Origin of the sequence: Corynebacterium sp. HMSC06D04 (assembly GCF_001807315.1) — a bacterium.
GTDB classification, from domain to species: Bacteria; Actinomycetota; Actinomycetes; order Mycobacteriales; family Mycobacteriaceae; genus Corynebacterium; species Corynebacterium simulans.
In genome coordinates this window covers 101292-113643 of sequence record NZ_KV788561.1, presented here as the reverse complement: position 1 = coordinate 113643, position 12352 = coordinate 101292, and the positions used below count along the sequence as shown (strand labels likewise).

13 protein-coding genes and 1 tRNA gene are annotated in these 12352 nt (G+C 58.6%); 9 read left to right on the top strand and 5 right to left on the bottom strand.

The window, feature by feature from the left end:
• Positions 1 to 74 precede the first annotated feature (74 nt).
• Both HMPREF3155_RS11515 and HMPREF3155_RS11510 read left to right on the top strand, forming a co-directional pair.
• Entirely contained in the window at positions 75 to 1481 is a 1407-nt protein-coding gene (locus tag HMPREF3155_RS11515) for an NAD-dependent succinate-semialdehyde dehydrogenase (RefSeq protein ID WP_062042725.1), read from the top strand.
• Between the two features lie 594 nt (positions 1482 to 2075).
• Positions 2076 to 2807: a response regulator gene (locus HMPREF3155_RS11510; protein ID WP_235590975.1), complete on the top strand. Its 732-nt coding sequence runs from the start codon at positions 2076 to 2078 to the stop codon at positions 2805 to 2807.
• Positions 2808 to 2856: 49 nt separating this feature from the next.
• On the opposite strand, the gene HMPREF3155_RS11505 is transcribed toward HMPREF3155_RS11510, so the two are convergent.
• Both HMPREF3155_RS11505 and HMPREF3155_RS11500 read right to left on the bottom strand, forming a co-directional pair.
• Positions 2857 to 2948, bottom strand: a tRNA-Ser gene (locus HMPREF3155_RS11505).
• Positions 2949 to 3037: 89 nt separating this feature from the next.
• Positions 3038 to 4168, bottom strand: coding sequence for a PucR family transcriptional regulator (locus tag HMPREF3155_RS11500; RefSeq protein WP_070433372.1), 1131 nt, complete (start codon positions 4166 to 4168; stop codon positions 3038 to 3040).
• Positions 4169 to 4268: 100 nt separating this feature from the next.
• Here HMPREF3155_RS11500 and HMPREF3155_RS11495 point away from each other — a divergent pair, with 100 nt between their 5' ends.
• Both HMPREF3155_RS11495 and hisC read left to right on the top strand, forming a co-directional pair.
• Positions 4269 to 5960, top strand: a complete 1692-nt coding sequence (locus HMPREF3155_RS11495; protein WP_061920027.1) for an alpha-keto acid decarboxylase family protein — start codon at positions 4269 to 4271, stop codon at positions 5958 to 5960.
• A gap of 10 nt (positions 5961 to 5970) precedes the next feature.
• On the top strand, positions 5971 to 7023 hold the full coding sequence (gene hisC, locus HMPREF3155_RS11490; RefSeq protein ID WP_061920025.1) for a histidinol-phosphate transaminase: 1053 nt from the start codon (positions 5971 to 5973) through the stop codon (positions 7021 to 7023).
• A 102-nt stretch (positions 7024 to 7125) separates the two neighbouring features.
• Here the strand turns inward: hisC and HMPREF3155_RS11485 are convergent, their stop codons facing one another.
• Positions 7126 to 7515 (bottom strand): hypothetical protein, encoded by a 390-nt coding sequence (locus tag HMPREF3155_RS11485; protein ID WP_062042731.1) that lies wholly within the window; start codon positions 7513 to 7515, stop codon positions 7126 to 7128.
• 95 nt (positions 7516 to 7610) lie between these two features.
• On the bottom strand, positions 7611 to 7790 hold the full coding sequence (locus tag HMPREF3155_RS11480) for a hypothetical protein (protein WP_070433371.1): 180 nt from the start codon (positions 7788 to 7790) through the stop codon (positions 7611 to 7613).
• A gap of 257 nt (positions 7791 to 8047) precedes the next feature.
• On the opposite strand from HMPREF3155_RS11480, the gene HMPREF3155_RS12935 reads away from it, so the two are divergent.
• A complete protein-coding gene (locus HMPREF3155_RS12935; RefSeq protein ID WP_153014925.1) occupies positions 8048 to 8599 on the top strand; it encodes a hypothetical protein in 552 nt (183 codons plus the stop codon).
• Between the two features lie 267 nt (positions 8600 to 8866).
• Here HMPREF3155_RS12935 and HMPREF3155_RS11475 read toward each other — a convergent pair whose 3' ends face one another.
• Positions 8867 to 9124 carry a MoaD/ThiS family protein gene (locus HMPREF3155_RS11475; RefSeq protein WP_061920158.1) on the bottom strand — a complete coding sequence of 86 codons (258 nt, stop codon included), beginning with the start codon at positions 9122 to 9124 and terminating at the stop codon, positions 8867 to 8869.
• 84 nt (positions 9125 to 9208) lie between these two features.
• Here HMPREF3155_RS11475 and HMPREF3155_RS11470 point away from each other — a divergent pair, with 84 nt between their 5' ends.
• The 4 genes from HMPREF3155_RS11470 to HMPREF3155_RS11455 are packed head-to-tail and all read left to right on the top strand — an operon-like array spanning position 9209 to position 12267.
• Complete coding sequence (locus tag HMPREF3155_RS11470) at positions 9209 to 10360, top strand: molybdopterin molybdotransferase MoeA (protein ID WP_061920017.1); 1152 nt, start codon at positions 9209 to 9211, stop codon at positions 10358 to 10360.
• A complete protein-coding gene (locus HMPREF3155_RS11465) occupies positions 10360 to 10830 on the top strand; it encodes a MogA/MoaB family molybdenum cofactor biosynthesis protein (protein ID WP_062036266.1) in 471 nt (156 codons plus the stop codon). Before HMPREF3155_RS11470 ends, HMPREF3155_RS11465 begins: the two co-directional genes overlap by 1 nt.
• Positions 10820 to 11266, top strand: a complete 447-nt coding sequence (locus HMPREF3155_RS11460) for a molybdopterin synthase catalytic subunit (protein ID WP_061920012.1) — start codon at positions 10820 to 10822, stop codon at positions 11264 to 11266. The genes HMPREF3155_RS11465 and HMPREF3155_RS11460 overlap by 11 nt, the downstream gene beginning before the upstream one ends.
• Positions 11263 to 12267 (top strand): ThiF family adenylyltransferase, encoded by a 1005-nt coding sequence (locus HMPREF3155_RS11455; protein WP_062036270.1) that lies wholly within the window; start codon positions 11263 to 11265, stop codon positions 12265 to 12267. Before HMPREF3155_RS11460 ends, HMPREF3155_RS11455 begins: the two co-directional genes overlap by 4 nt.
• Positions 12268 to 12352 lie beyond the last annotated feature (85 nt).

Here is a 12352-nt window from a genome sequence, read left to right as displayed (position 1 = left end):
GTTAGGGCGATTTACCATTTTATAAGTGACTAATTTTTCTTGAAGGCTCGGCACACCGCGGGTACACAGGGGACATGAGTACTTTTGCACTTGAGAACCCAAACACTGGCGTCTCCGAGGAGACCTTCGACCGCATCAATGACTCTGACCGTGACGCGATCCTGGACCGCTCCACGGAAGCCTTCAAGAGCTGGTCCCGCACCTCAATCGAGGAGCGTGCAGCCATCCTCTTCCGCACTGCAGATCTCTATGAAGAAAATGCAGACAAGCTAGCCGAGCACATCGGCCGTGAGATGGGTAAGCTCACGCGCTGGGCAAAGGGCGAGATTCAAATCGTCGCTGACATCTACCGCTGGTACGCCGAGCACGCTCACGAGCTGCTCGCGCCCGAGTACTTGGCGGCCCAGGGCGCGCAAAAGACTGTTGTTAAAAAGGAGCCGCTCGGCCCGCTGCTGGGCGTTATGCCATGGAACTTCCCGTACTACCAGGTTGCCCGCTTCGCGGCGCCGAACCTTTTGCTGGGTAACACCATCGTGCTCAAGCACGCTTCCATCTGCCCGCTGTCTTCCCAGGCCTGCCAGGATCTCCTGGAAGAGGCAGGTCTGCCGAAGGACGCTTTCATCAACATCTACGCTTCCGGCTCCCAGATGGATGCCTTCGTGGCGGACAAGCGCATCAAGGGCGTTTCCCTCACCGGCTCTGAAGCAGCCGGCGCTGCGGTGGCAAAGACCGCGGGTGAGAACTACAAGAAGTCCGTGCTGGAGCTCGGCGGCAACGACCCATTCATCATCATCGATGACAAGAAGCTCGAGTGGACCCTCGATCAGTTCGTACCTATCCGCATGTACAACACCGGTCAGGCCTGCAACGCCCCAAAGCGCCTGATTGTGTTGGAGGATTTCTACGATCGCACCCTCGATTACCTGGTGGAGAAGATCGGCAACCTCAAGGTCGGCCCATACGACGACGAGAATGCCGACATCGGCCCACTGTCCTCCATCGGTGCCCGCGACGAAATCATCGAGCGCCTCGACAAGGCTGTTGCCGATGGCACCGCCACCGTCCGTGTGGGTGGCAAGAAGGTAGACCGCGACGGCGCCTACATGGAGCCAACGCTGCTTAGCGACGTCGATTCTTCCGCCGAGATCGCCTGCAACGAGATCTTCGGCCCAGTCGCAGTCATCTACAAGGCAAAGGACATCGACGAGGCCATCGCGATTGCCAACAACTCTGACTATGGCCTCTCCAGCTCCGTGTGGGGTTCCGACCTCGACAAGGCCTTTGAGGTGGCGCAGCAGCTTAACGACGGCATGACCTTCGTCAACGAGGCTTCCGTCACCGCTGCCGGCCTCCCGTTCGGCGGCATTAACCGCTCCGGCTACGGCCGCGAGCTCGAGCGCTGGGGCGTGGGCGAGTTCGTCAACGAGCACCTCTACCGCGTCAGCGGCCAGGACGACGCGGGTCTCTCCCCGGCGATGTAAGTGCGCGAGCCCGCTCTTCCGGAGCCGCACCCCCGTCCTGCCAGCTCATCACTGGTGGGGCGGGGTTCGCCTTTTACTGCGGCCACAAATGGTGAGGTCACCACCTAGCGGCAACCACGGTGCAGCACAAGGACGCCCCTAAGACCGATAAAGAGTCCAAGCGCAGCATCCCACGCAAAACATGCAAACGCTCCCGGAGGCAGTGCGATTGAACTAGCCTGCGGGAGCGTTTGAAGGTTTTAGAAGCTCTTACTTCTGCAGACCTTCAGCGATTGCCTCGAAGATGCCGCCGAGGATTTCGAGAACGGTGGATGCGATTTCCATGATGGAGTCCTAACTGTAAAAGGGTCATTAACAAGTGGATTTGGGCTGTGCCTGAATCCAGTTAGGACCATACTTCCGTTAGCGTAGGTTAGCTAGCCCTAACCACGCTTGGACCACCGGAAATGGCCCAAATTTAGCTTTATATTCAGGCGAAATATACTTTAGTATCCTCCTTCGCGCGTGCCCAATGCACGAGGTTTTAATTGAGCTCAATGATGGTACAAATAAAGTGTGCATAAATAAGAGTTTTAACTATGAAAGTAGATGCCTATGGCTATTTTCCAGGTCGGCGATCCAGCATCGATGAGCACCGCTGACACCGATAGCCGCATTGCGACGTTGATCGTTGATGACGATCCCCTCGTACGCTCATCGCTGAAGACCTACTTCTCATACACTGCCGACATTCACGTCGTCGCCGAGGCCAGCACCGGCGTCGAAGCCCTTTCGCTTCTCGACCAAATCGACATCGATGTCATCATCGCCGATATTCACATGCCCGAGATGGACGGAATAACGCTCTTGCGCGAGGCCAAAAAGCGGCCCGCCCCACCAGCATTCGTAGCAATCACCGCTTTAGACACTGACAAAACAATGATCGAGGTCTTAACCAACGGAGGGGCCGGCTACGTTGTAAAAAGCAGCAAGCCAGCCACAATGTATGCCGCTGTGCGCGAGGCGGTAAACGGTGGCACAGCCGTATCGCCGCACGCACTAACCCGCCTGGTTGACTACCTTCCCCAATCCGATTCCCATACAGAGGGCGATAACGACAAAGAATCCAGCGTTATCGAGTTCAATGAGAAGTACGCCTTACTCACCGATACTGAGAAGCAAATCTTGAGCCACATCTGCGAAGGGCGCTCAAACGCAGAGATCGCCAAGTCGATGCACTACGCACAATCGACCGTTAAGAAGCAGATTTCCCACCTAATGTCCGTCTTCGCGGTGAGCTCCAGGCTCAGCTTGGCAATAACCGCACTGCCCCACATCGGGGTCTAAGTAAAAAGTCTCGAGACAGCGAGTAAACGATGTCTCGAGACTTCTCAAGTGGCGGAGACGAGAGGATTTGAACCTCCGGACCTGCGCAAGCAAGTCAACTCCTTAGCAGGGAGCCCCATTCGGCCGCTCTGGCACGTCTCCAGCGATTCGCAATGAATCTTCGCTTACTTTACCCGAGCCCCTCCACGCGTGCCAAACAGCCCCCTCACTACCGTCTAACTGCTTAGGTTTTAGCGGCGATTAAGCGCCGCATGCAGCTTCAATGCCACATACAAAGCGGCACAGCGCCAGCCATCTTCGAGGGCAGCCGAGCCCAGAATCTCACGGACGCGGTCTAGGCGATAATGCAAAGTAGCACGGTGAATATACAGCGCGGCGGCTGTGTCATTGACGTTGCGGGAATACTCGAAATAACAAAGCAGACTTTCCCAGTAGCTTTTGTGCTCGGCGTCTAAAAGCAGTGCGGCATCGGGGCTCAGCGCGCGCACGGTAGCCGGACTCAGATCCCAACCCAACAGCGCGCGCCAGGCGCCAGCCGCAGCCCAGTCCATCGCAGGTTGCCCGGTTAGCCGCGCCACGTCGGCCATGAAACGAGCCCGACGCGCAGTGGGCGCACTGCCCCGCGCACCAATCTGCGTTCCCGCCGTAAGGGCCGCGGAAGCAACCTCCTCAATCAGCGTTTTCGTGTCTTGCTCGTCGCGCGGGGATTCCACAATGATGAGCGAATCATGCAAGTCCAGGGCCAGAAACGGACGCCGCCGCAGCGGACGGGCGAGCTCCATCGTCAGCTGGACTAAATCACCGTCTACGTCGATACGGTGAATGAGCACTTCCCCATCACGCGGCAAAAGGTCGCGCTCGCGGGCTATAGCCAGCGCACTTTCATCCCCCGCAACGATGTCACGGGTTAAGTCACCAAGCTGCTGCGCACGAGTGGCCAGGTAAGCATCGCGCTCGTCTACCAACTTGGTCAGCGTGCTCAGTTGCGGGGAAACGGAGGCAAGAGCGGCGTCGGAAAGCGCGTGCTCATCAATGATCCACACGTGCCCTACCAGGTCAGGGCCGTGGCGCAAAGGAATAACCACGCGCGGGAGCATGTCATATTCCGCATTCGCCGGCAGGCGCACCGGGGCAGAAGATTCCTGAATGCCATAACTGAGCATCCACGGGATCGGCTCCGGCGGCGGGGTGCGCTCCAGAATCGAGGCCACGCGGTGACTATCCACGGCGCCCAACTGCGCGCTTGCTGCAATCACGTTGATAGAGGGAGTGGTTACCTCCACCGAACATTGCAACTGCCGCGCGATGTCATCGGCTAACTCTTGAATCCGTGCCAGGTTCGGCGCCGTCAGTTTCGACATATGTCAAAGATAGTTCTCTATTTTGACTAATGACAACAAAAATGTGACCTACGATAATCGGAAAAGCACGTTTTATCGCTAACAAAAGAAAGGACTCGCAATGCAGACTACTGTCGGCGAATTTATCCTTGATCGCTTGAAGGCCATCGGCATCACCGAAATCATCGGTGTCCCAGGTGATTTCAATTTGAGCTTCCTCGAGCAGATCGACGAAGACAAGGACATCCGTTTCGTCGGCGCCTGCAATGAGCTGAACGCAGCCTATGCCGCTGATGGCTACGCCCGCCAGCGCGGCGTCGGCTGTCTGCTCACCACCTACGGCGTGGGCGAGCTTTCTGCGCTCAACGGCATCGCGGGTGCTCGCGCGGAGCACGTTCCGATGGTCTCCATCGCTGGCGCACCGCCGCAGTACGCCACCGAGTTCGGTTGGAACCTGCACCACTCGCTTGCCGACGGCGACTTTGCCAACATGCTCGACGCCATCGCACCGTTTACCGAGGTAGCCACCCGCGTTTCCCCGATGAACGTGGTCGAGGAATTCGACCGCGCCCTGCACACCTGCCTGCGCGAGAAGCGCCCGGTGCACATCCAGATCCCTTCCGATATCACGCACCTGACCATCGAGGTCCCGGATACCCCGTTCAGCACCGAGCTGGCTACCTCCGACCAGGAGCGCCTCGAGGCTGCGGCCGATCGCGTGCTGGAGCGCCTCGCTGCTGCTACGGACCCGATCATCCTCATCGATCAGGACACTAGCCGCCACGGCTTCGCCGACAAGTTCCGCGCCATCATCGACAAGGCCCAACTGCCGTACTCCCAGCTTTCTTCCGGCAAGGCCATCCTGTCCGAGCGCGACCCGCTGTTCATCGGCACCTACAACGGCGCCGCTTCCGCCCCGGGCGTACAGGAGCGCATCGAAAACTCCGACTTCCTGGTCACCACCAATCCACGATTCATCGAGGTCAACTCCGGTTCCTTCACCCACGATCTGGAAAAGGCGCACGTGTTCAACTTCGGCGATCAGCACCTCAACGCTGACGGCGAGTACTTCGTGGGTATCAATACGCTGGAGCTTCTCGACGTCCTCGTCGAGCGCATCCCAGCCAAGGAAGCCGCCGCGGGCGAGAAGTTTGAGCTGCCTGCCTTCGAGCCAGACGAGTCAGCGCCGCTGACCCAGGAGCGCATCTGGAACCAGATGATCCACTTCCTCAAAAAAGACGACGTTGTCATCGCCGAGGCGGGTACTTCCAACATCGGCCTGGGCCCGCTGCGTATGCCGGAGGGCGTGCAGTACATCAACTCCACCATCTGGGGCTCCATCGGCTTTACCCTGCCAGCCGTGCTGGGCTCCCAGCTGGCCAACCCAGAGCGCCGCCACGTGCTCTTCATCGGTGATGGTTCCTTCCAGCTAACGGCCCAGGAGCTATCTACCATCCTGCGCCAGGAGCTCAAGCCCATCATCGTGCTGGTCAACAATGATGGCTACACCATTGAGCGCTACATCCTGGGCATGGAGCAGGAGTACAACGCCATCCAGAACTGGAACTACAACGAGCTGCCGAAGGTCTTCAAGGCAGATACCACCATGGAGTCCTACGCAGCGAAGACCGAGGGCGAGCTGGCTAAGGCGCTCGCGGACATTTCTGAGCACCCGGAGCGCGGCGCCTTCCTTGAGGTCCAGCTCGACGCTTTTGATGCACCGAAGGGCCTGCAGGCATTCGGCCCGCTCACGGCGGAGTTTGACTACGGCCCTCGCGGTCCGCGCAACCCGGAAACCTCTTCCCAGGGCTAAGGTGGTTGCCATGATTCGATCCGATCTTTCCTCCCTGCCCGTCTATGTTCCTGGTGCCCGCAACGAGACTGCTTTGAAGCTGTCTTCCAATGAGGCCACCCAGCCTCCGCTTCCGGAGGCGCTCAAGGCCATGGAGGCCGCGGCTGGCGACGCCAATCGTTACCCAGACATGGGCGTCGTCGAGCTGCGCACTGCACTCGCAGAGCACCTTGGCCTGACGCTCGATGAGGTGGCCGTGGGAACGGGTTCTTCTGCAATCTGCCAGCAGCTGGTACAAATCACCTGCCAGCCTGGCGATGAAGTGGTTTTCCCGTGGCGTTCCTTCGAGGCCTATCCAATCTTCGCCCACGTGGTTGGCGCGACGCCGGTTCCGGTCCCACTGAATGAGGAACACCGCGTGGACTTGCCGGCAATGGCCAAGGCCGTGACGGAAAAGACCAAGGTTATCTTCGTGTGCAATCCGAATAACCCCACCGGTTCGATCATCACCCGCGCGGAATTCGACGAGTTCCTGGCGGCCGTGCCGGATGACATCATCGTGGCATTGGACGAGGCTTACATCGAGTACAACCGCAACGGCTCCCTGCCGCTGGCCACCGAGTACGTCAAGACGCACCGCAACGTCGTGGGCCTGCGCACTTTCTCCAAGGCCTACGGCCTAGCCGGCGTGCGCGTGGGCTATGCCTTCGGCGACAAAGAGATCATTGAGGCGTTGAACAAGGTAGCCATCCCGTTCTCCGTGAACACGGTGGCTCAGGTCGGCGCCCTGCACTCTCTGGCGGCACAGGACTCCCTGCGTGAGCGCACCGATGAGACCGTCCGCCAACGCGAGCGCGTCACTGAGCACTTTGCTAAGTTCGGCGTTCCTGCTTCCGAGGCCAACCACATCTGGTTCCCGGCAGCAAACATCACCGAGCTGGGCACCCCACAAGAAGTCGCTGCCAAGCTCGCCGCAAACGGCGTGCTGGTTCGCGCCTTCGACGAAGGTGTGCGCATCTCCATCACCACCGCCGAGGAGACCGATGTACTCCTCAAGGCGTGGGAGGCTGCTTTCGGCGCCTAAAACGACAACGCGGGTAAAAGATCACCAAAAAGGGGTTGCTACCAAGGCGGCAACCCCCTTTTTTTAGAATAAGCATCATGTTGCTGCGTGCGTTGTTGACGCCTATTCCTCGTCGTATTCGTAAGGCATCTTGTGCTTATCCGGATGCGGAACAACCATAAGCGCCATCAGTAGGCCAGCTCGGTCTTTTTCAAGGATGAATCGGCTCAATGCTGCTGCGTCCACGTCCCGAGGCAGTGGATTGCCACCAAAATTTGTTCCAATTTCACTTGATGAAGGGCTTGCAGCGTCATATATAACAAGGTCATCAAAGCTCATGACTTTTTCAATGACATCCTGAAGCTGCTCACTAGTCAATGCGTCGTCATCGTAGCCGGTATCTTGGACGACGTAGACGAGATTGACCCAATCATCATCGGCTTTAAACCAATCAATGACAGCGTCGTAGACTTCATCGGCAGTGAGAATCTTGCGCGGTTTATCGGGCAACATGGACTTTATAATTTTCGGCTCCCGAAGACACTTCAAACGGGACTCATTGATGAATGAAACACGTAAACTTAGCGTTCTTCATTTCACTATCTGTGCTAAGCGTGTTTTTCCCCTTCGCTTCTCTTTTTCACAGGTATAGCAACCGAAAGAGCGATGCCTAGCAAGGCTATGGGAACCCCAAGATTGGTAAGCTTATTTTCCCAATATAGGCCCGCTACGCACAACAAAACCCCTGCAATGAGAACGACAAGGGTAAAAGCCTTAAGCAATTTCATTTCCGCATCGTCCTTACAATTTTCGTCATCAACTGAACTTAAGAATCGCCCTTTAGACTAACAATTCTTTTCCCACCAATGAGTCCTGTTTCTAAATCGGATACTTTCGTATACTCTTCTCGGATTTTGTGGTTTGACTAGATCATGTAGGTGAAAATGGGCGTGTTCCATTAGCCAGCATTGTGGAACTCGTCTATCAACCAGAAAGGTTCACTTCCATGAAATCTTTGCGCAATCCAGGAGTCCTCTTGTAGACTGTGATGCTCGGTCTTGCAATTGGCGCAACACCATTGGCACAGGCAGACACTGCTCCCGCTACTGAAGCAACGCATAATCAAACAACGAAAGCATCCACATCGAAATTGCCAGTGGAAGAGTCCGATAAAACCTATGTCGAATACCGATCTGAAGCAGATCGTGAAGCTTTCGAGAAGCTCGGCCAATATATCAAGTATGACGAAAAAGGACTCGCCACTGCGGTTATCCCCGCGGATGTTCGCTCAGCAAATAAAGACGGCGCTACCAGGATCGATGAATTTATTCAACAGAATAATTCAGCCGTCGACCCGGCTGGACACCCTACTTTTACCACATACGGAAATGAAACAAAGGTGTCCCACTGGGGGCCAGTCGTAAAAGTTTATCTGAGTCACAATGTGGTTTCTAAAGCTACTAAAATTTTCACTGCCGGAGGCGCCGCTGGCGCGGTGACAAAAGAAATCATTGCAGAAGGACTCGCAGCTTCAGTTGCTGGATGGGTTGCAGTAGGACTAGGGGCCCTTGTTGCAGCAGGAGCTTTATGCGACTGAAATGACCAGGGAATCATCCTTTGGCAAAATCCTGTCCCAGGAATGAACCCCCCTTATGTTTGCACACCACAGAAGTAAGTAAACTGCTCCCCCTAGTTGTACTGAAACAGACACCCTCACAATGCAATACCGGAATCAGCTCCTTGAAGTGCTAAACGCCTAGGAACAGACCAGACCAACTTTGTTGGAGGCTAGTTGATACTCGGCAGAGTTTGTTGTCGGACGTAAATGCCCTGAGGGCCGATACAGGACACTAGACCAGCAGCCCTACCCGCCTGCAAAAGGCGGCAACACGTCAACACGCGTCGCACCCGTGAGGGTGGCGGCGCGTTCGGCGTTTTTGCCATCCACCAGGAAGGTGCAGCGGTCTAGCACCTCGCCCAAGCTCATGCCGGCCTCGGTGGTGCCGGAATGCTCTGCAGCCACGGTGTCCAGCAGCTCACCGAGCGTTGCAGGAGCTGCAGTCTGTTCATGGCTTAAGCCTGCCGCTGCGCGAGCGGCGGCGAAATAGTGAATTTCAACCATGTCTGCCACTATGCCAGTTTTTGCATTGAAAGTGCCGTTAAAATTGAAGAGGTTAACCAGGCACATAAGGAGAGGCACGCCAGCATGCGCAGTTACGAAGAACACCTAGCAGCTATCCGTGGGGCACTACCTGCGCCGACGGTGGTGACTCGCTCACTGCTGGAGGTCAATGGCTTGATCCTCGCGCGCACCATCGCCGCGGCTTATGACATGCCGCGCTTTAATAACTCACAGATGGACGGCTACGCCATCACCACGACGGAAGGCGGCACCTTCACCGTCGGCCAGACGGTAGCTGCCGGTGCTGTACCCAGCGCGGCACAGGATGGCATCGCGGCCCCAATCATGACCGGCGCCAAGGTTCCAGAGGGCACCGTGACCATCGTCCCGGTGGAGCAATGCGAGCCACCGCAGTTCCCGCGCGAGGGGGAAAAAGTCACCATTCCGGCGGCTCCGGCGGGCCAGTTCATCCGCGAGGCCGGATCCGACATCGCGGCTGGCAAGGTGCTGGTGGAGGAAGGCACGCGGCTGACCCCGGCCATCATCGGCACGTTGGCCTCCCAAGGCATCACTGAAGTCGAGGTCTATGCCCCGGCACGCATCGTGGTCGCCACGGGTGGCGCGGAGATCGGCGGCCAAGGTGCGGCCAGCATCCCCGATGCGAATGCGCCGATGATCGCTGCTCTCTGCCGCGAGTACGGCATTGAGGTCGTCGCCTTTGTACGCACCAACGATGACCCAGGCATCCTGCGCTCCGATCTGGAAGGCGTGGTTCGCGTTTACCAGCCCGACGCCATCGTCACCTCCGGCGGCGTATCCCACGGCAAGTTCGAAGTCGTGCGCCAAGTCTTCGAAGAAGACGGCTGGTTCGGCCACGTGGCACAGCAGCCCGGCGGACCGCAGGGACTGTCCAAGCTAAGCAGCGTCCCGGTTATCTGCCTGCCCGGCAACCCCGTCTCCACGCTGGTCAGCTTCCGCATCTACGTAGGCCCCACACTGGGTCGCGCCAGGGCCGCACACACCGCGCAAGTCACCGTTCCAGTCACCGGCTTGGAAGGCCGCGACCAGTTCCGTCGCGGCATCATCGACTATGAAAACGGCATCGCCACGGCCGAGCTCTTCGCCGGCACTGGTTCGCACCTGATTTCGCAGGCTATGAGCGCCAACGCCCTCATCCGCATCCCGGCCGGCGCACATCTGCAGCCGGGCGATGTCGTTGAGGTTATCCCGTTCTAATGGCGCGACGTGCAGTAGTAGTGGTTGCCTCCACCCGCGCGGCAGCGGGCATCTACGAAGATCGTTCCGGGCCCATCGCGGTGGATTTTCTGCGGCGGATGGGCTTTGATACTCCGGATGCGCTCGTGGTACCCGATGCCGAAATCGCCGAGGCCCTCGATAAGGTCTTCGCCGCCCAGCCCAGCGTCATTTTAACTTCCGGAGGCACGGGCATTTCGCCTGACGACGCCACGGTGGAGGCCGTCTCCGCGCATCTGGCACGGGAGCTGCCGGGGATAGCGCATGCTTTTTACGCGGCGTCGGCAAGCGTGCCCACTGCCGCGCTCTCGCGTACCGTCGCCGGCGTCAACGCACACACCTTCGCCATGGCGCTGCCCGGTTCCACGGGCGGGGTGAAGGATGGTTGTAAGGTTTTGGAGCCTTTGCTACCGCACATCGTCGATCAATTGGAAGGAAGGCATGAGCACTGATCCCGCCTTTGTTAGCGCCGATACCGGAAAGGTAATCGGGGCGATGATGACGAGCTCGCCCATTGAAAAGCCTGATATTTCCACCCCGGCGATGGGTGCCGTGGTCACCTTCGACGGCATCGTGCGCAACCATGATGGCGGGCGCGGCGGCGTGGAGCTTTTGCGCTATACCGCGCACCCCACTGCCGAATCCGAGATCTCCCGCGTGGCGCAAGAAGTCATCGCCGCGCATCAGAATACCCGCCTGTGGTGCGCACACCGCACCGGTGATCTGCGCGTGGGCGAGGCAGCATTCGTGGTGATCGCTGCCGCGGCCCACCGCGGGGATGCTTTCGCGGCTGCGGAAGAGTGCGCCGACCGCGTGAAGGCGGAGGTGCCGATTTGGAAAGAGCAGCGTTACGCGGATGGTTTTAGCAACTGGGTGGGCTTGGAATGAGTAATCGCTACGCACGCCAGGAGGCCCTGTGGGGTACAGAGGGCCAGGCCAAGCTAACTAATGCAACGGTGGCGGTCATCGGTGCCGGCGGGCTTGGCTCGCCTGCCCTGCTTTACCTCGCGGGCGCAGGTGTGGGGCGCATCCTGCTTTTCGACGACGACGTGGTCTCCCTATCCAATCTGCAACGCCAAGTCATCCACGGCATGGACGATATTGGTGGGCCGAAGACTGCGTCGGCCGCGGAGACGATCCATCAACTCAATCCGGAGGTACAGGTACTGCAGTACCCGCGCCTCAGCTCCGCCACGGCGCTTGCGCACTTGGCTGAAGCCGACGTCCTCTTAGACGGCACCGATAATTTTGAAGCCCGCTACCTGTGCTCTTGGGCGTGCCACGAGCTGGGTATTCCGCACGTGTGGGCGTCGATTTTAGGATTCGATGCGCAGCTTTCCGTCTTCTGGTCTGGGCACGGTCCGGTCTACGAGGACGTCTTTCCCACGGCACCTGCCCCTGGCTCGGTGCCTTCGTGCTCCCAAGCCGGCGTGCTGGGCCCCGTGGTGGGCACGGTGGGCTCCGCCATGGCGTTGGAGGCCCTTAAGTACCTCACGGGTATGGGCACGCTGCTTACTGGGAAGATTGGTTACTTCGATGCGCTGACCTGCACCTGGGAGTACATTCCGGTGGTTGCCAGCGGCGCAACGCCCACGCAGCCTGCCGACGCCCCCGAAATACGCACCATCCCCTCCGGCTACCGCATCATCGATGTGCGCACCGAGGAAGAACGCGCGGAGCATTCCATCCCCGGCTCCGAGCACTTCCTCCTGGACCGCATCCTGGCGGGTGAGAATCCCCGGCTCGGCCACGACGAACCCGCCGTCATCCACTGCGCCGGCGGCATCCGCTCCGCCCAAGCCGTAGCCGCACTGCGCGAGCGCGGTTACACGCAGGTCTACTCCCTGCGCGGCGGCATCAATGCCTGGCTGGAGCAGAATACCGCGTAGGCGCCCCATATTAAGGAAACTGAAAGCAGCCCACGGTACATGTACCTCTGTGTGTATTTAGCGTGCCTGAATCACCAGGTTTCTG

What these genes read in the sequence shown, in the direction of transcription:
- HMPREF3155_RS11515 (WP_062042725.1), top strand. Translation starts at nt 75, where the DNA reads ATGAGTACTTTTGCACTTGAGAACCCAAACACTGGCGTCTCCGAGGAG.
- HMPREF3155_RS11510 (WP_235590975.1), top strand. Translation starts at nt 2,076, where the DNA reads ATGGCTATTTTCCAGGTCGGCGATCCAGCATCGATGAGCACCGCTGAC.
- HMPREF3155_RS11500 (WP_070433372.1), bottom strand. Translation starts at nt 4,168, where the DNA reads ATGTCGAAACTGACGGCGCCGAACCTGGCACGGATTCAAGAGTTAGCC.
- HMPREF3155_RS11495 (WP_061920027.1), top strand. Translation starts at nt 4,269, where the DNA reads ATGCAGACTACTGTCGGCGAATTTATCCTTGATCGCTTGAAGGCCATC.
- hisC (WP_061920025.1), top strand. Translation starts at nt 5,971, where the DNA reads ATGATTCGATCCGATCTTTCCTCCCTGCCCGTCTATGTTCCTGGTGCC.
- HMPREF3155_RS11485 (WP_062042731.1), bottom strand. Translation starts at nt 7,515, where the DNA reads ATGTTGCCCGATAAACCGCGCAAGATTCTCACTGCCGATGAAGTCTAC.
- HMPREF3155_RS11480 (WP_070433371.1), bottom strand. Translation starts at nt 7,790, where the DNA reads ATGAAATTGCTTAAGGCTTTTACCCTTGTCGTTCTCATTGCAGGGGTT.
- HMPREF3155_RS11475 (WP_061920158.1), bottom strand. Translation starts at nt 9,124, where the DNA reads ATGGTTGAAATTCACTATTTCGCCGCCGCTCGCGCAGCGGCAGGCTTA.
- HMPREF3155_RS11470 (WP_061920017.1), top strand. Translation starts at nt 9,209, where the DNA reads ATGCGCAGTTACGAAGAACACCTAGCAGCTATCCGTGGGGCACTACCT.
- HMPREF3155_RS11465 (WP_062036266.1), top strand. Translation starts at nt 10,360, where the DNA reads ATGGCGCGACGTGCAGTAGTAGTGGTTGCCTCCACCCGCGCGGCAGCG.
- HMPREF3155_RS11460 (WP_061920012.1), top strand. Translation starts at nt 10,820, where the DNA reads ATGAGCACTGATCCCGCCTTTGTTAGCGCCGATACCGGAAAGGTAATC.
- HMPREF3155_RS11455 (WP_062036270.1), top strand. Translation starts at nt 11,263, where the DNA reads ATGAGTAATCGCTACGCACGCCAGGAGGCCCTGTGGGGTACAGAGGGC.